Origin of the sequence: Streptomyces sp. NPDC096339 (assembly GCF_044762985.1) — a bacterium.
Taxonomy (GTDB): domain Bacteria; phylum Actinomycetota; class Actinomycetes; order Streptomycetales; family Streptomycetaceae; genus Streptomyces.
The window spans coordinates 450,864-467,556 of record NZ_JBIWFI010000002.1; the positions used below are offsets into that span (position 1 = coordinate 450,864).

The 16,693-nt window shown below is 70.3% G+C and carries 10 protein-coding genes; 3 read left to right on the top strand and 7 right to left on the bottom strand.

What is annotated here, in order from left to right:
- Positions 1-47 precede the first annotated feature (47 nt).
- The 3 genes from ACIQ5Y_RS05465 to ACIQ5Y_RS05475 all read right to left on the bottom strand — a co-directional run bounded on the left by ACIQ5Y_RS05465 (position 48) and on the right by ACIQ5Y_RS05475 (position 6,369).
- Positions 48-1,766, bottom strand: coding sequence for a protein kinase family protein (locus tag ACIQ5Y_RS05465; protein ID WP_403875191.1), 1,719 nt, complete (start codon positions 1,764-1,766; stop codon positions 48-50).
- Positions 1,767-1,883: 117 nt separating this feature from the next.
- Positions 1,884-4,058 carry a murein biosynthesis integral membrane protein MurJ gene (gene murJ / locus ACIQ5Y_RS05470; RefSeq protein ID WP_403875193.1) on the bottom strand — a complete coding sequence of 725 codons (2,175 nt, stop codon included), beginning with the start codon at positions 4,056-4,058 and terminating at the stop codon, positions 1,884-1,886.
- A 46-nt stretch (positions 4,059-4,104) separates the two neighbouring features.
- On the bottom strand, positions 4,105-6,369 hold the full coding sequence (locus ACIQ5Y_RS05475; protein ID WP_403875194.1) for a DUF6049 family protein: 2,265 nt from the start codon (positions 6,367-6,369) through the stop codon (positions 4,105-4,107).
- A 184-nt stretch (positions 6,370-6,553) separates the two neighbouring features.
- Here ACIQ5Y_RS05475 and ACIQ5Y_RS05480 point away from each other — a divergent pair, with 184 nt between their 5' ends.
- Entirely contained in the window at positions 6,554-7,996 is a 1,443-nt protein-coding gene (locus tag ACIQ5Y_RS05480) for a CCA tRNA nucleotidyltransferase (RefSeq protein ID WP_403875195.1), read from the top strand.
- 55 nt (positions 7,997-8,051) lie between these two features.
- On the opposite strand, the gene ACIQ5Y_RS05485 is transcribed toward ACIQ5Y_RS05480, so the two are convergent.
- From ACIQ5Y_RS05485 to ACIQ5Y_RS05495, 3 genes are all read right to left on the bottom strand, one after another.
- Positions 8,052-9,320 carry an MFS transporter gene (locus ACIQ5Y_RS05485; RefSeq protein WP_403875197.1) on the bottom strand — a complete coding sequence of 423 codons (1,269 nt, stop codon included), beginning with the start codon at positions 9,318-9,320 and terminating at the stop codon, positions 8,052-8,054.
- Positions 9,321-9,426: 106 nt separating this feature from the next.
- Positions 9,427-10,509: an inositol-3-phosphate synthase gene (locus ACIQ5Y_RS05490; protein ID WP_376662279.1), complete on the bottom strand. Its 1,083-nt coding sequence runs from the start codon at positions 10,507-10,509 to the stop codon at positions 9,427-9,429.
- A gap of 49 nt (positions 10,510-10,558) precedes the next feature.
- Positions 10,559-11,161, bottom strand: a complete 603-nt coding sequence (locus ACIQ5Y_RS05495) for a PadR family transcriptional regulator (RefSeq protein WP_136210355.1) — start codon at positions 11,159-11,161, stop codon at positions 10,559-10,561.
- Positions 11,162-11,435: 274 nt separating this feature from the next.
- On the opposite strand from ACIQ5Y_RS05495, the gene ACIQ5Y_RS05500 reads away from it, so the two are divergent.
- Together ACIQ5Y_RS05500 and ACIQ5Y_RS05505 are read left to right on the top strand one after the other, a co-directional pair.
- Complete coding sequence (locus tag ACIQ5Y_RS05500) at positions 11,436-13,994, top strand: transglycosylase domain-containing protein (protein ID WP_403875200.1); 2,559 nt, start codon at positions 11,436-11,438, stop codon at positions 13,992-13,994.
- A 116-nt stretch (positions 13,995-14,110) separates the two neighbouring features.
- Positions 14,111-15,571 (top strand): glycosyltransferase family 87 protein, encoded by a 1,461-nt coding sequence (locus tag ACIQ5Y_RS05505; protein WP_403875202.1) that lies wholly within the window; start codon positions 14,111-14,113, stop codon positions 15,569-15,571.
- Between the two features lie 54 nt (positions 15,572-15,625).
- On the opposite strand, the gene ACIQ5Y_RS05510 is transcribed toward ACIQ5Y_RS05505, so the two are convergent.
- Complete coding sequence (locus ACIQ5Y_RS05510; protein WP_403875204.1) at positions 15,626-16,657, bottom strand: alanine racemase; 1,032 nt, start codon at positions 16,655-16,657, stop codon at positions 15,626-15,628.
- Positions 16,658-16,693: the final 36 nt, after the last annotated feature.

A 16,693-nucleotide genomic window follows, 5' to 3' on the forward strand; every position in this document is an offset into this window, starting at 1 on the left:
CCGGGATCTCCCTGGCCGTTGCCGGGGGCCTGTGGTTGACCTACGACTCAGGAAGCGGAGCCCAGCACCTTGATCTCGCTGATGCCGCCCCGGTAGCCGCCGGTGCCGTCGGAGGGCAGTTCGCTGATGTGGATCAGCAGGTAGCGGGTACGGATCGGGGCTTCGAGCGTGGTCTGGAGCCTCTGGTCGGTGCGGGCCGGCTTGGTGATGTGCTGGGTGAAGCCGCTGATGGTGGTGGGGCCGGTGGCGTCCGGGGCCGCGGCGCGGACCTCGGCCGTCTGGCCTGCGACGTACATGTTCACATCGATGCCGGAGACGTTCTTCACCGAGCCCAGGTCGACGATGATGCCGCTGCCGTCGTTGTCCTGCTCCAGGTTGCCGAAGGCGGCGTAGTTCACGTACCGGGGCGTGACCCAGGCGGAGCCGGGGTCGCCGTCGACCGTCTTGTCGGCAGCTTCCGGCTTCACCGAGTTGCCCAGAACCGAGACGTGCTTGATCGGCAGAGCCTCGCCCGGCTCCGGAGCCTTCGGGGCGTCGTTGTTCTTGGGCTGGTTGTTGCTGCTGCCGCTCTCGCCCTGGGTGCCGCGGCCCAGGAGGCGGTCCGCGAGCTGCCAGCTGCCCAGGCCGAGGGCGGCGATGAGCAGGGCGGCGACGCCCCACTTCAGGGCGCGGCCGGTGCGGCTCTGGAGCGGGGGCGGCGGAGGGGCGACGGGGCGGCTCTGGACGGTGGTGACGCCCGCGGGGACGGGGCGGCCGTAGCTGCCCTGCTGGTAGGTGGTCTGCTGGTACTCCGGAGGGGCGGTGAAGGCGGGCTCCGGCGGCCGGATGCGGGGCATCGCGGCGACGGCCTTGGCCAGCTCCTCGGGGGTGGTGCAGGCGGGTTCTTGGCTGGAGGCGGTGGCCCCGTCGTTGGCGAGGGCGCGCATGGCGAGCTCGCCCAGGCCGCGGTGGACGCCGGCGCGGACCTGGTCGGGGGCGATCAGGCCGACGCCCTTGGGCAGGCCGGTGAGGCCGTAGGCGTCGTTCTCGTAAGGCCAGCGCTGGGTCAGGGCGGCGTACAGGAGTGCGCCGATGGCCTCGGTGTCGGCGCGCTGCGGGGTCTCGCTGGTGATGCCGCGCAGGGCCGCGTTCACGGCGAGGCCGCGGATGCGGTACTGGCCGGTGGAGGTGCGCAGTATCGCGCTGGGCGTCAGGCGCAGGTGGGCGAGACCTTCGCGGTGCGCGGCGGTCATGGCCTGGGAGATCTGGTGGACGAGCTGGTAGGCCTCGTGGGGTTCCAGGGGGCCCGCGGCGAGCACCGCGGTGAGTTCGGTGGCGTCGGGGAGCCACTCGTGGACGACGTAGACGAGGTCGTTCTCCTCCACGGCGTCGAGGACCTGGACGAACCGGGGGTCGCCGAGCAGGGCGGAGGAGCGGGCGGCGGCCAGGACGGAGCGGGCCCGGGGGTGGTCGGCGGGGAGCAGGTGGACGCCCACGGCGCGGCGCAGTTTCTCGTCCATCGCACGCCAGCTGCTGAATCCGTCCAGACGGGTGACGCACTCCTCGAGCCGGTAGCGTCTGGCGAGCTTGTGGCCGCTGTGGAGTTCGGGTGCGGCCGCGGGGGCCGCGCTGCTGCGTTCGCCGTCCGTTTCGGGCATGGGTCCGTCTGCGGCTTGTCCGTTCTGGGTGTCCACCCCGTCGGCCGTGGCCTGTGCCGCCTGAGCGGCCAGCGGCTCGTCGCCGCTGTTGTCGGCCACGTCGACGGCAGCCGTGCTACGTTCCGCCACCGTCGTTCCCGCCTCCCCATCCGTTACGCGCTGTCGGCCAGTCTGCGAAGCCATGCCAATTGTGCCCACAGTCCGACGCTATGCACGACACACGAAAGGGGGTGACGGTTGTGCGCATCAGCGCCCCAAACGCCCGCGGACCATTCCGACCATCGCGTTGAGCTCTTCGATCCGCATCCGCTTGGCGGCGAGGAGGAAGACGGCGGCCAGTGCGATGCCGCCGGCCGTGAGGGCGGCGGCGGAGCCGCCGACTCCGCTGCCGAGGGCCTGGGTGACCCCGTAGGCGACTGCTCCCGCGACCGCGGCGGCGGGGACGCAGGCGCCGGTCAGGCGGGCGTAGGTGCGGGCCACGTGGGCGCCGTCGAGGTCGCCGCCGAGGCGGGTCTTGAGGCGGCGCCAGGCGACGCCCACGCCCACGGCGTAGCCGAGGCCGTAGGCCGCGGCCATGCCGACGACGGCCCAGCGTGCGGGGAGCACGAAGAACGCGGCGGTGGAGACGGCGGCGTTGACGGCGGCGACGATGACGGTGTTGTAGAAGGGCGTCCGGGTGTCCTCGTAGGCGTAGAAGCCGCGCAGGACGACGTACTGGACGGAGTAGGGGATCAGTCCGAGGCCGAAGGCCATCAGGACGTAGCCGATGTTCTGGGCGCCGGCGCCGGAGCCCGCGTAGAGCAGGGTGGCCATGGGGACGCCGAGGGCGAGGAACGCGAAGGCGCACGGGACGATCGCGACGGCCGAGGTGCGCAGGCCGTAGGAGATGTCGTCGCGGACGGCGGCGGCGTCGCCGTCGTGGGCGGAGCGGGAGATGCGGGGCAGGACGGCCGTCATGACGGAGACGGTGATGATCGCCTGCGGCATCTGCCACAGCAGCAGCGCGTAGTTGTAGGCGGTGATGCCGGTGCCGGGGTGGCCTTCCGTCTCGGCGACGGATCCGGCCCAGGTGGCGAGCTGGGTGACGACGACGAGGCCGACCTGGTTGGCGAGGACGAAGAAGAACGTCCACTTGGCCAGGCGGGCGGCCTTGCCGAGGCCGTGGCCCTTCCAGTCGAAGCGCAGGCGGGGGGAGAAGCCGGCGTCGCGCAGGTAGGGGAGCATCGCGAGGGCCTGGACGGTGAGGCCCAGCAGGGTGCCCAGGCCCAGCAGGCGGACGCCTTCGGGGGTGACGGTGGTGGCGCCGACGCCGGAGGTGGTGAAGCTGCCGAAGGCCCAGATGAAGGCGCCGAACGTGGCGATGACGACGATGTTGTTGAGGACCGGGGTCCACATCATGGCGCCGAAGCGGCCCCGGGCGTTGAGGATCTGACCGAGGACCACGTGGACGCCCATGAAGAACATCGTCGGCAGGCAGTAGCGGGCGAAGGCGACCGCGACGTCCATCTGTGCGGGGTCGGAGGCGATCTTCGGCGACATCATCGTGATGAACACCGGGGCGGCCAGGACGCAGATGGTGGTGACGGCGGCCAGCAGGACCACGACGAGGGTCAGCAGCCGGTTGGCGTACGCCTCTCCGCCGTCGCTGTCGTTCTTCATGGCCCGGACCAGCTGCGGGATGAAGACGGCGTTGAGGGCGCCACCGCCGACCAGCACGTAGATCATCGTGGGCAGGGTGTTGGCGACCTGGTAGGTGTCGTTGAAGGTGCCGACGCCGATGGCACCGGCGATGACCAGGGTCCGCAGGAAGCCGGTGATGCGGGAGACGATCGTGCCGGCGGCCATGAGCGCACTGGACTTGAGGAGGCTCGCGGCGCGGCCGGCGGGCTTGCTGGGTGCCGGGGCCGCGACGGGGGCGTCCTCGGCGGGGGTGCGGGGGGCCGCTTCCTGGTCGCGGTAGAGGTGCGCGAAGGCGTCGGGCTCGGGCTGCTCCTCCGCGGCCTTGGTGACCAGGGAGTCCACGCCGACGAACTGCGTGGTGGTGGCGTGGTCGCCGTACGGCAGGTGGCGGGAGGGGCCGTCCGGCTCGGGCGGCGGGGTCTGTGCCCAGACGCGGGAGTCGGGCGCGTAGGAGGGCGCGGTCGGTGCCGCGTACAGCGGGCCGGGCTCCTGGAAGGTGCCGGGGGGCGGCGGCGGGTGCGAGGCGCGGTCGTAGAGCACCTCGGCGACCGGGTCCTGGGCGGAGAGGTCCTGCGCCCGGTAGGGGTCGTTGTCGTACGCGTCCTGGACATAAGGGTCGTGGTCCGGCGCGGGCGCAGGCGCGGGCACCTGCCCGGGCACCGGGGTGCCCTCGGCAGTGCCCTGGGAGGGCGAGGGCCCACCAGTGCCCTGCGCGCGGTCACCGTCGTACGGCGCGTTCATCGTAACCCCACCTCATCGTCCCCAGGCCGGCCGGCCACGGTATCGCTCAACGGTTCACTGTCTCACCCGTGCCGGACCCGTCCGTGCTTTGCGGTCCGGTGTCCGGGGACTCGTCACTCGGCTGCGTGCTCTCCTCGGCGGCCGCGCGGGCGGCGACGCGCTTGCGGCTGGCGTACATCTTCATGCCTGCCAGGACGAGGAGGAGCACACCGCCGGCGATGACGAGCATGACGGTGGGGGTGACCTCGGTGGCCTCGACGGTGAACTTGCGCGGTTCGCCGTAGGGGATGCCGTCCTTGGTGAAGAGCTGTGCGGTGACCTCGACGGGGCCGCTCGCGGTGGCGTTGGCGGGGAACTTCACGGTCTGGGTGTGGTCGCCCTGGACGGAGACCTGCTGTTCCGCCTGACCGCTGTCGCCGAACATCAGGCGGGTCGGGTTGGCGGACTTGACCCGCAGGACGAGGTCGTGGACGTCCTGGACGAGGCTGTTCTGGACGCTGACCGGGATGGTGGCGCTGTGTCCGGACAGGGTGGCGTCCGACTTGGGGACGACCTTGACCTTCTGCGTGAGGCCGAGCAGGTACTCCTGCACCTGGTCCCGGTAGAGGTTCGCCTCCTCGGGTCGGCCGCGCCAGGAGGTGGACATCTCCCGGTTGGTGGTGTTGCCGACGGGGATCTCCACGCGGTCGGGCGCGGCGAGGATCACCTTGAAGTGGTCGAGGGTGTTCTGGGTGGTGCGGATCTTCTCGAAGGCCGATACCGGCATTTCCTGCTTGGCGAGGGCTTCGGGGTACTGTCCGGCGCCCGGTACCTGGGTGGTGGCTCCGGGGTCGGGCTTGGCCGCGGCGGCGGCTTCGAGGTCCGCGGGCTGGGTCCAGCGGCCGGCCTGGAGACCGTGCAGGGCGGCCGCCATCGTCTGCACCTGGCTGACGGTGGGCATCCGCTGCGGGGCGACGACGAAGCTGCGCTGTTCCCCGGTCTTCTGCAGGTTGAGGGCGAGGCTGTCGGCGAGGAAGCGCTGCACGGCGAGCGTCGAGTTCCCGGCGCTGAGCATGTCGCCCTCGAACGCGGTGGAGAGTTCGGCGTCCGCGACGACGGCGGTGGCGCCGGCGCCGATGGGCCGGGCGGCGGAGGGCGTGTAGCCGAGGGCTCCGCTCTCCTGGAGGCTGTCGCTGCGGGTCAGGACGTTGTGGGCACCGGCCGAGGTGGCGACGTTGACGATCGAGGGGTCTATGGCGCCGTCCACGGGCCAGGAGAAGTCCGTGGTGGTGGGGACGTGCAGGACCGTCTCGACGGCCTGCTTCGCCTTGTCGGTGGCGGGCCGCAGCTGGCCCAGGGTGCCCGAGACGTCCTTGCCGCGGTGGGCGAGGGAGGCGAGGTCGGGATCGGCGAAGGGCAGGGCGACGACCTTCTTGCCCTGGACCGCGGTTTCCAGCGCGCTCAGCCACTGCTCGGCGACGGCCTTCTTCTTGCCCTGGACGGGCTTGCCGCCCGGGACGCGGACCCGGTAGCCCTTGGTCATCGCGTCGACCGTGGCCAGCAGGTCGGGGTCGATGACCCAGGCGACCGGAAGTTCCTTGCCGAGCGAGACCATCATGCCCAGGCGGCCCGTCGGCTTGAGTTCCTCCGCGAGGGAGTCGTCGAGGAAGACGGGGGTCTGGACCTCGTCCGCGCCGGTCTCGGCGGTCAGGTGGGTGGTGGAGATCAGCGGCCACACGTAAGTGAGCTGGGCGCGCTTGGCGGCGGCTTCGGGCTGCCAGGGCAGGAAGGTCCGCTTGATGCCGAGGACCTGCTCGGAGGGTCGGCTGTCGCTCACCCCGGACAGGGAGACGCCGAGCTGGTAGACGCCGTCCTTGTCGAGTTCCAGTTTGTTGACCGGGACGGTGAGGGTGAACGGCCGGCTGACCTTGGAGGGAAGTCGGTCGATCTTCACGGCGTAGGCCGGGTCGATCTCGCCCGGGTCGTTGCCCGGCCGGAAACCGCTGCGTTCCGCGGCCTCGCCGATGGACGCGCGGTCCGCGAGCGCGGGCCCGACGCGCAGGCCCACGTGGGCGTCGTTGATCGTCTCGGAGCCGGTGTTGGCGACGACGCCCTCGATGGTGAGGGTGTCGCCCTTGACCGGTGCGGTGGGGGTCATGGACGTGAGCTGGACGTCGACCGAGGGGCCCGTGGCCGCTTCGGCCTTCGGGGCGGGGGCGTATACCAGGGCGGCGAGTACCGGGGTCCCTGCGAGCAGGATCATCGTGCGCCGCAGCCAGCGGCGCCGGGCAGGGGCGGGGGAAGCCCCCTGGATGTCTGCCGCTTCCGCCACGCGCTGGCCCGTCCCTCGAAGTCAGTGGTCGTCGTTTGTGCGTCCGAGCATGGTAACGAGGCCCGCTGTGCGCGAGTGCCGCGCGGTTGCTCCACATGATCGGCTCCGCCCCGGGCTCCCGGCGCACCGGGTCGCCGTGAAACGGGGAAGCCCCTGGCGGGCCGGGCACGTACCCTTTTCTGTTGTGCCGAACGCCAATGAAGACAACCCCAGTGCCCTGAGTCAGGTGCAGCGCCGCGCGGTCAGTGAACTGCTGCGGGTCGCTCCTGTCGCCGACGATCTCGGCCGCCGGTTCCAGGAGGCGGGCTTCCGCCTCGCCCTGGTCGGCGGGTCCGTCCGCGACGCGCTGCTGGGGCGTCTCGGCAATGACCTCGACTTCACCACCGATGCCCGTCCGGAGGACGTGCTGAAGATCGTCCGCCCGTGGGCCGACGCGGTGTGGGACGTGGGCATCGCCTTCGGCACCGTCGGGGCGCAGCGGGACGGCTTCCAGATCGAGGTGACCACGTACCGCTCCGAGGCGTACGACCGCACCTCGCGCAAGCCCGAGGTCTCCTACGGCGACTCGATCGAGGAGGACCTGGTCCGGCGTGACTTCACGGTCAACGCCATGGCGCTGGCCCTGCCGGAGCAGGAGTTCATCGACCCGCACGGTGGTCTGGAGGATCTGGCCGCGGGTGTCCTGCGCACTCCCGGTACGCCGCAGGATTCGTTCTCCGACGACCCGTTGCGGATGCTGCGGGCGGCCCGGTTCGCGGCGCAGCTGGACTTCGAGGTGGCCCCCGAGGTCGTGGCGGCGATGAAGGCGATGGCCGAGCGGATCGAGATCGTCTCGGCGGAGCGGGTGCAGGGAGAGCTGAACAAGCTGCTCCTGTCCGCCAACCCGCGCAAGGGTCTGGGTCTGCTCGTGGAGACCGGACTGGCCGACCGGGTGCTGCCCGAGCTGCCCGCGCTGCGGCTGGAGCGTGATGAGCATCACCGGCACAAGGACGTCTACGACCACTCGCTGATCGTGCTGGAGCAGGCGATCGCGCTGGAGGAGGACGGCCCGGACCTGGTGCTGCGGCTCGCGGCCCTGCTGCACGACATCGGCAAGCCGCGGACGCGCCGCTTCGAGAGCGACGGCCGGGTCTCCTTCCACCACCACGAGGTGGTGGGGGCGAAGATGACCAAGAAGCGGCTGACCGCTCTGAAGTACTCCAACGACATGATCAAGGACGTGTCCCGGCTGGTGGAGCTGCACCTGCGCTTCCACGGCTACGGCGACGGGGAGTGGACCGACTCCGCGGTGCGCCGCTACGTCCGCGACGCCGGCCCGCTGCTGGAGCGTCTGCACAAGCTGACCCGTTCCGACTGCACGACGCGCAACAAGCGCAAGGCCAATGCGCTCTCCCGCACCTACGACGGGCTGGAGGAGCGCATCGCCCAGCTGAAGGAGCAGGAGGAGCTGGATGCGATCAGGCCCGATCTGGACGGCAACGAGATCATGCGGGTACTGGACGTCGGCCCGGGTCCGCTGATCGGGAAGGCGTACGCGTTCCTGCTGGACCTGCGGCTGGAGAACGGCCCGATGGAGCGCGAGGCCGCGGTCTCCGCCCTCAAGGAGTGGTGGGCCGCGCAGGCCTGAGCAGAAACGGCGGGGGCGATGTTTCACGTGGAACATCGCCCCCGCCGTCAATGTTTCACGTGAAACGTCGGGTCCGGCGGCCCAGGAGCAGCGCGGTCGCCGCGTAGAGGGCGCCCACGCCGAGGATCAGGACCGCGGAGCGCCCGTCGGCGGGGAGCATGAGCGCGGAGACCGCTGCGGCGCCCACGAACGAGACGTTGACCAGCACGTCGTAGACGGAGAAGACGCGGCCGCGGTAGTCGTCGTCCACCTGGGACTGGACGACCGTGTCGGTGGCGATCTTGGCGCCCTGGGTGGTGAGGCCGAGGACGAACGCGGCGACCAGCATCGGACCGAAGGCGAAGAAGAGGCCGAGGGCCGGGACGAGGACGGCGGAGGCCGCGGAGCAGGCGGTGATCCAGCCGAGTGTGCCGAGCCGGCCCACCAGCGAGGGGGTCACGACGGCGGCAGCGAAGAATCCGACCGCGGAGGCGCCGACCGCCATGCCCAGCAGGGCCAGCCCCTCGGCCTCGGTCTGCGACCAGGAGTAGCGGCAGAGCATCAGCAGGGTGACGGTCAGCGCTCCGTAGCAGAACCGCATCACGGTCATCGCGCCGAGCGCCTGGGCGGCGTCCCTGCGCGAGGCGAGGTGCCTCAGGCCCTCGGCCATGCCCCGGACGGTGAGGGCGATGCCCTCCGTGACGGAGGGGTGGGTCGCGCCCGGCGGGTGGTCGGGTCCCAGGAGGCCGATGGCCAGGCTCAGGGAGACCAGCGCCGAGCAGAGGTAGAACGCGGCGGCGAGCAGGACGACGATCGCGTTGGAATCGGAGGCCAGCAGCCGGACGAGGAAGGCCAGTCCGCCGCCCGCGGTCGCGGCGAGGGTGCCCGCGGTCGGGGAGAGCGCGTTCGCGGTGACGAGCTGGTCGGGGCCGACGACGTGGGGCAGGGAGGCGGCGAGCCCGGCGAGGACGAAGCGGTTGACCGCTGTCACGGACAGGGCCGAGGCGTAGAACAGCCAGTCGGGGACGTGGACCACGATCAGCATCCCGGTGAGGCAGGCGAGGAAGGCCCGCAGCAGGTTGCCGTAGAGGAAGACCTGCCGGCGCCTCCACCGGTCGAGCAGCACCCCGGCGAAGGGTCCGATCAGCGAGTAAGGCAGCAGCAGTACCGCCATGGCCGAGGCGACGGCCGCGGGTGAGGTCTGTTTCTCGGGGGAGAAGACCACGTACGTGGCCAGTGCGACCTGGTAGACGCCGTCGGCGGCCTGGGAGAGCAGCCGTACGGCGAGCAGGTTGCGGAAGTCCCTCAGGCGCAGGAGTACGCGCAGATCACGTACGACAGGCATGAGGGCAAGGGTCACACACGCGGAGGGTCCCCGGGCACATTGCCCGGGGACCCTCCGCGAAGAACTGCCGAAGTCCAGGTGTCCGCGAGGACCCTTGGGGGTTCGGCTAGCGCTCGACCTCGCCCTTGATGAACTTCTCGACGTTGGCCAGGGCCTCGTCGTCGAAGTACTGCACCGGCGGGGACTTCATGAAGTAGCTGGACGCCGACAGGATCGGGCCGCCGATACCGCGGTCCTTGGCGATCTTCGCGGCGCGCAGGGCGTCGATGATGACACCGGCGGAGTTCGGGGAGTCCCACACCTCGAGCTTGTACTCGAGGTTCAGCGGGACGTCGCCGAAGGCGCGGCCCTCGAGGCGGACGTAGGCCCACTTGCGGTCGTCGAGCCACGCGACGTAGTCGGACGGGCCGATGTGGACGTTCTTCTCGCCGAGCTCGCGGTCGGGGATCTGCGAGGTGACGGCCTGCGTCTTGGAGATCTTCTTCGACTCCAGGCGGTCGCGCTCCAGCATGTTCTTGAAGTCCATGTTGCCGCCGACGTTGAGCTGCATGGTGCGCTCGAGACGGACACCGCGGTCTTCGAAGAGCTTCGCCATCACGCGGTGCGTGATGGTGGCGCCGACCTGCGACTTGATGTCGTCGCCGACGATCGGGACACCGGCCTCGGTGAACTTGTCCGCCCACTCCTTGGTGCCGGCGATGAAGACCGGGAGGGCGTTGACGAAGGCGACCTTGGCGTCGATGGCGCACTGGGCGTAGAACTTCGCCGCGTCCTCGGAACCGACGGGCAGGTAGCAGATCAGGACGTCGACTTCGCGGTCCTTGAGGACCTGGACGACGTCGACCGGCGCCTCGGCGGACTCCTCGATGGTCTGGCGGTAGTACTTGCCCAGGCCGTCCAGGGTGTGGCCGCGCTGGACGGTCACGCCGGCGTTCGGGACGTCGCAGATCTTGATGGTGTTGTTCTCGCTGGCGCCGATGGCGTCCGAAAGGTCGAGGCCGACCTTCTTCGCGTCGACGTCGAACGCGGCGACGAACTCGATGTCACGCACGTGGTAGTCGCCGAACTGGACGTGCATCAGACCGGGGACCTTGGCCGCCGGGTCGGCGTCCTTGTAGTACTCGACGCCCTGCACCAGCGAGGCGGCGCAGTTGCCTACGCCGACGATGGCTACGCGAACCGAACCCATTCCGGTTGCTCCCTGTTTGTTCTCGGACGAGGGCTGCGAGATGCAGGCCTCATTTTGCAGTTTCGTCGGACGGACCGGGTCGTCTCTGATCCCGTCCCGCCCGCTCGCTCTCGATGAGCTCGTTCAGCCAGCGCACTTCGCGCTCCACGGACTCCATGCCGTGCCGCTGCAGCTCGAGCGTGTAGTCGTCGAGGCGCTCCCGCGTGCGGGCCAGTGAGGCGCGCATCTTTTCGAGGCGCTCCTCCAGCCGGCTGCGGCGGCCCTCCAGGACCCGCATGCGCACCTCTCGTTCGGTCTGGCCGAAGAAGGCGAAGCGGGCGGCGAAGGACTCGTCCTCCCAGGTGTCGGGGCCGGTGTGGGAGAGGAGCTCTTCGAAGTGCTCCTTCCCGGCGGCCGTCAACCGGTAGACGATCTTGGCGCGGCGCCCTGCGAGTGAAGCGGCGAGGGCGTCCTCCGGAGCGTTGCCCGGCTCTTCGATCAACCAGCCGTTGGCGACCAGCGTCTTGAGGCAGGGGTAGAGCGTTCCGTAGCTGAAGGCTCTGAAGACCCCAAGCGAGGTGTTGAGCCGCTTGCGCAGCTCGTAGCCGTGCATGGGGGATTCGCGGAGCAGGCCGAGGACGGCGAATTCGAGGATGCCTGAGCGCCTGCTCATCCGCCCGCCTCTCCTTCGCCCCTGTGTCTTTATACCGAGCTGATGTATCGGCTCGATACATCCAGACGATAGAACGGGCCGACCCGGTCGACAAGTGGCGACGTGGTGACCGGCATCACATCACCAATTCGTACGAGGCGAGTTGCCTGATTTGGGGTGAACTTCGGCACTGGGCGGGTTTTGAGCGTGCGTAGTCTGTGCGCCATGACACCGGGGGAACCGGAATTCATCTGCCGCTTCCAGGCCACTCGCCTGCCCGAGGAGTAGTCGTTCGATGAGCGAGCACCGCCGCAAACCGTCGCAGCCCCAGAATGGCGGGCGGGCCGACGCCCGCCGGGCCGCCCAGCAGCGCCCCGGCAGGGGCGCCGGGACCGGACGTGACGCCCCTGCGGCGTCACACAGCGGTCCTTATGCGGAACCCTCCGCACACGGCAGCAGATCGGGAGCGCGCCGGGCGGGCCAGAGAGGATCCGGGGGGCGCGGCCGGGGAGCGGGGAGTGCCGCTCGCGGTGGTGCCCGTCCCGACAAGCGGCTGATCAACTACCCGCGGTCGGACCGGGAGGGCTGGAAGCGCTTCCTGCCGTCCTGGAAGCTCGTCAGCGGTACGGCACTGGGCTTCTTCTCGATCATCATCGCGGGTGCGGGCATCGGCATCGCCATGGTGAACACGCCCGACCCGAACAAGGCCGCCAAGGCGCAGAACAACGTGTTCAAGTGGGCCAACGGCGAGCAGATGGTGGCGACCGGCGGTTCGATGAACCGGCAGATCGTGCCGATCTCCAGCATTCCCCGGTCGATGAGGGACGCGGTGATCGCCGCGGAGAACGAGTCCTTCGAGACGGACAAGGGCGTCGACCCGATGGGCGTCGGCCGCGCCGTGTGGAACATGGCCACGGGCGGCTCCACCCAGGGCGGTTCGACCATCACCCAGCAGTACGTGAAGAACATGTACCTGGACTCGAACCAGACGCTCAAGCGCAAGGTCACCGAGCTCTTCATCGCGATAAAGCTGGGCACCACCGAGGAGAAGGACACCGTCCTCGCCGGCTACCTCAACACCGCCTACTACGGCCGGGACGCCTACGGCATCCAGGCCGCGGCCCGCGCCTACTTCGGCAAGGACAGCCAGGACCTGAACCCGGCGGAGTGCGCCTTCCTGGCCTCCGTGCTCAAGGGCCCCAACCTGTACAACCCGGACGGCGGCATCGGCACCGCGGCCACTCCCCAGCTCAACGAGGACCGCGCCCGCAAGCGCTGGGCCTGGGTCCTGGACCGCGAGGTCGAGGTGGGCCGGATGGACAAGGCCGAGCGGGCGAAGTACGCGGACAAGGACTTCCCTCCCCGCGTCGAGTCGGCGCAGGCCCGCGGGATGACCGGCCAGATCGGCTACCTGGTCGACACGGCCAAGGCGTACGTGATGAAGAGCAAGGGCATCACCGCCGAGCAGATGGCCCTGGGCGGGTACGAGATCACCACCACCTTCGAGAAGCCGAAGGTGGACGCACTGGCCAAGGCCGTCGAGGACACCCGCAACGGGCTCATCGACGAGAAGAAGCGCCCGGACACCGACACCTTCGTCCAGTTCGGCGCGGCCTCCGTGAACACGAAGACCGGCGCGCTCGTGGCCCTGTACGGCGGCCCGGGCTGGGACCACAAGTACTTCAGCAACAACGCCAACACCACCGGTGTCCCGGTCGGCTCGACCTGGAAGCCGTACGTGCTCGCGGCGGCCATGCAGTACGGCACGCAGAACTCCAAGGGCCAGGGCATCTCCGCCGACAGCAAGTACATGGCCAACGACCTCACCGTGATCAACAACAGGTCGGGCCAGCCGCTGCGCGGCAAGGACGGCACCCCGTTCAAGCAGAAGAACGAGAGCCCCACCGCCTACGGGTACGTGACCCTCAACGAGGCGATGGAGAAGTCCATCAACGTGCCCTTCGCCCAGCTCGTCTTCGACGTCGGCCACGACAAGGTCCGCAGGGTGGCCGAGTCCACGGGCCTGCTCAAGGACTCGATGGGCGTGCCCAACGACGCCTCCTTCGCGCTCGGTACCTCCACCCCCAGCGCCATTCGCATGGCCGACTCGTACGCCACCTTCGCGACCTCCGGCACGCACCACGAGCCGTTCTCCGTGACCAGGGTGGAGAAGGACGGCGTGCCGCTGCCCGGCTTCGAGGCGCCCAAGGCCGAGCGGGCCATGGACAACTCCGTCGCCGACAACATCACCAAGGTCCTCGAGAACGTGGTCCAGAACGGCACCGCGACCAAGGTCAAGAAGCTGGGCCGGCCCGCCGCGGGCAAGACCGGTACCACCGACGAGAACAAGTCGGCCTGGTTCGTCGGCTACACCCCGGAGCTGTCCACCTCCGTCGTCCTCTTCCGCAGCGACCCCAACTCGAAGGACAAGGCGCTGCAGTCCATGAAGGGCGTCGGTGACATCCCCTCCATCCACGGTGGTGACATCCCGGCCGAGATCTGGACCGAGTACATGATGGAAGCGGTCAAGGGCACCCCGGAGACGAAGTTCCCCGAGCCCCAGGACGTCGGCATCGTCGCGGACGCCTCCGGAGCCCCCTCCCCCACCCCCTCGGCCCCGCCGTCGCCGTCGCCGTCCCCGTCGACGGAGCCGTCGAACACGCCGTCCGGCCGGCCCTCCCCGTCCAAGAGCGGCAAGCCCTGCAAGCCGTGGCAGCTGTACTGCGACCCGACCCCCTCGCCCACGGACACCTCGGGCGGGCTGATCGGCGGCAGCGACGGCGGCCCCAGCGGATCGCCGACGGCGACGGCCACCGGCAGACCCGGTCGGCCGGGAGGCATCACCGGGGGATGACCGTGAACGCCCCCGTGACGGGACCGGCCGGTCCCGGAACGTGAACGGAGGAAGGCCGTCGCACCCGGTGCGACGGCCTTCCCCCATGTCCGGCCCGGTACGGCAGGATGACCCCCATGACGAAGGTGCACGAGGACCGTCCAGTACTGCCCACGCAGCAGGACGAGGTCGCCGCAGCCGGAAGCGAGTTCATCGGCGGCCCCCTCGGCCGCTACGCACGGCTCGGCGGGCACTGGCTGGGGCCGGTCCGGGTCGTGGTCCTGCTCGCCCTCGGCATGTTCGCCCTCGGCATGGTGCAGAAGCTGCCCTGCTACGACTGGGCGTGGTTCCGTGGGGCGGGCTCGCAGTACACCCACGCCTGCTACTCCGACATCCCGCACCTGTTCGCGGCACGCGGCTTCGCCGACAACCTCACGCCCTACTTCGACCGGCTCCCCGGCGACATGGAGTACCTGGAGTACCCGGTGCTCACCGGGCTCTTCATGGAGGTCGCCTCCTGGCTGACCCCGGGCACCGGCTCCATGCAGCACCGCGAGCAGATGTACTGGATGGTCAACGCGGGCATGCTGATGGCCTGCGCCGCCGTCATCGCCGTGTGCGTCGCCCGCACCCACCGCCGCCGGCCCTGGGACGCCCTGCTGTTCGCCCTCGCGCCGGCCTTCGCCCTCACCGCGACGATCAACTGGGACCTGCTGGCCATCGCCCTGACCGCCGCCGCGATGCTCATGTGGTCCCGGGGCCGGACGGTGCTCTTCGGTGTCTTCATCGGCCTGGCCACCGCCGCCAAGCTCTACCCCGTCCTGCTCCTCGGGGTGCTCTTCGTGCTGTGCTGGCGTGCCGGGAAGTGGCGTGACTTCGGCGCCGCGGCCCTCGGCGCGGCCGCCGCCTGGCTCGTGGTGGACCTGCCGGTGATGCTCCTCGCCTGGGACGGCTGGTCGAAGTTCTACACCTTCAGCCAGGAACGGCCGATCGACTTCGGTTCCGTCTGGCTGCTGATCTCCCAGCGTTCGGGCAACCCCCTCCACGACGCCAACACGTACGCGACCGGGCTGACGCTCCTGATGTGCGGAGCCATCGGACTGCTGACCCTGACCGCCCCCAGGCGCCCCCGCTTCGCCCAGCTGGCCTTCCTCGTCGTCGCCGCCTTCATCCTGGCCAACAAGGTCTACTCGCCGCAGTACGTGCTGTGGCTCATCCCGCTCGCGGCGCTGGCCCGGCCGCGCTGGCGGGACTTCCTGATCTGGCAGGCCGGCGAGGTCGTCTACTTCCTGGGGATCTGGTTCTACCTCGCCTACACGACCAGCGCCGACAAGCACCAGGGCCTTCCCGTGGAGGGCTACCAGCTGGCGATCACCGCCCACCTGCTGGCCACCCTGTACCTGTGCGCGGTCGTCGTCCGCGACATCCTGATGCCCGAGTGCGACGTCGTACGCCGCGACGGCTCGGACGACCCCTCCGGAGGCGTCCTGGACGGGGCCGAGGACGTGTTCGTGCTGTCGGACGCGGCGAGGGCGCCGCGGAACGCGACGCCCTCGGAGGGACAGCGGGTCGACTGGGGCGCCGGCCCCGAGGACTGAGCGGTAGGGGCCGCGGCCGACGGGCCGCGGCCCCTACCGGGCGTCCAGGGCGTCTCAGGCGTCGAGCACCCGGTCGAACTGGGTGGTGGTGTGCCGCAGGTGCGCCACGAGCTCGTCGCCGACCTTCGGCTCGGTGGTGTCGGAGGGCACGAACAGGATCGACACCTGCATGTGCGGCGGCTCGGCGAACCAGCGCTGCTTGCCCGCCCACACGAAGGGCGACAGGTTCCGGTTGACCGTGGCCAGGCCGGCCCGGGCGACGCCCTTGGCCCGCGGCATCACACCGTGCAGGGCCTTGGGGGCCTCCAGGCCCACCCCGTGCGAGGTACCGCCGGCGACCACGACCAGCCAGCCGTCGGAGGCGGCCTTCTGCTGGCGGTAGCCGAAGCGGTCGCCCTTGGCGACGCGCGTGACGTCCAGGACCGAACCCCGGTACTCGGTCGCCTCGTGGTCGCCCAGCCACAGCCGGGTGCCGATACGGGCCCGGAAGCGGGTCTGCGGGAACTGCTGCTGCAGCCGCGCCAGTTCCTCGGCCCGCAGGTGGCTGACGAACATGGTGTGCAGCGGGAGCCGGGCCGCGCGCAGCCGGTCCATCCAGCCGATGACCTCCTCGACGGCGTCCGAGCCGTCCGGGCGGTCCAGCGGCAGGTGCAGGGCGAAGCCCTCCAGCCGGACGTCCTCGATCGCGGCGTGCAGCTGCCCCAGGTCCTGCTCGGAGATGCCGTGGCGGCGCATCGAGCTCATGCACTCGATGACCACCCGGGCGCCGACCAGGCTGCGGACCCCGTCCAGCGAGGCCACCGAGCGGATGACCCGGTCCGGCAGCGGCACCGGGTCCTCACCCCGCCGGAACGGGGTCAGGACCAGCAGATCGCCGCCGAACAAGTCCTTGATGCTCGCGGCCTCGTACGTGGTGCCGACGGCGAGGACGTCGGTACCCATCCGGGTCGCCTCCTCGCACAGCCGCTCGTGGCCGAAGCCGTAGCCGTTGCCCTTGCAGACCGGGATCAGTCCGGGGAACTGGTCCATGACCTGCTTCTGGTGCGCACGCCAGCGCGCGGTGTCGACGTAGAGCGTGAGCGCCATGCCCGTCCGGAGCCTCTCGTGTGGGGTGGGGGTGGA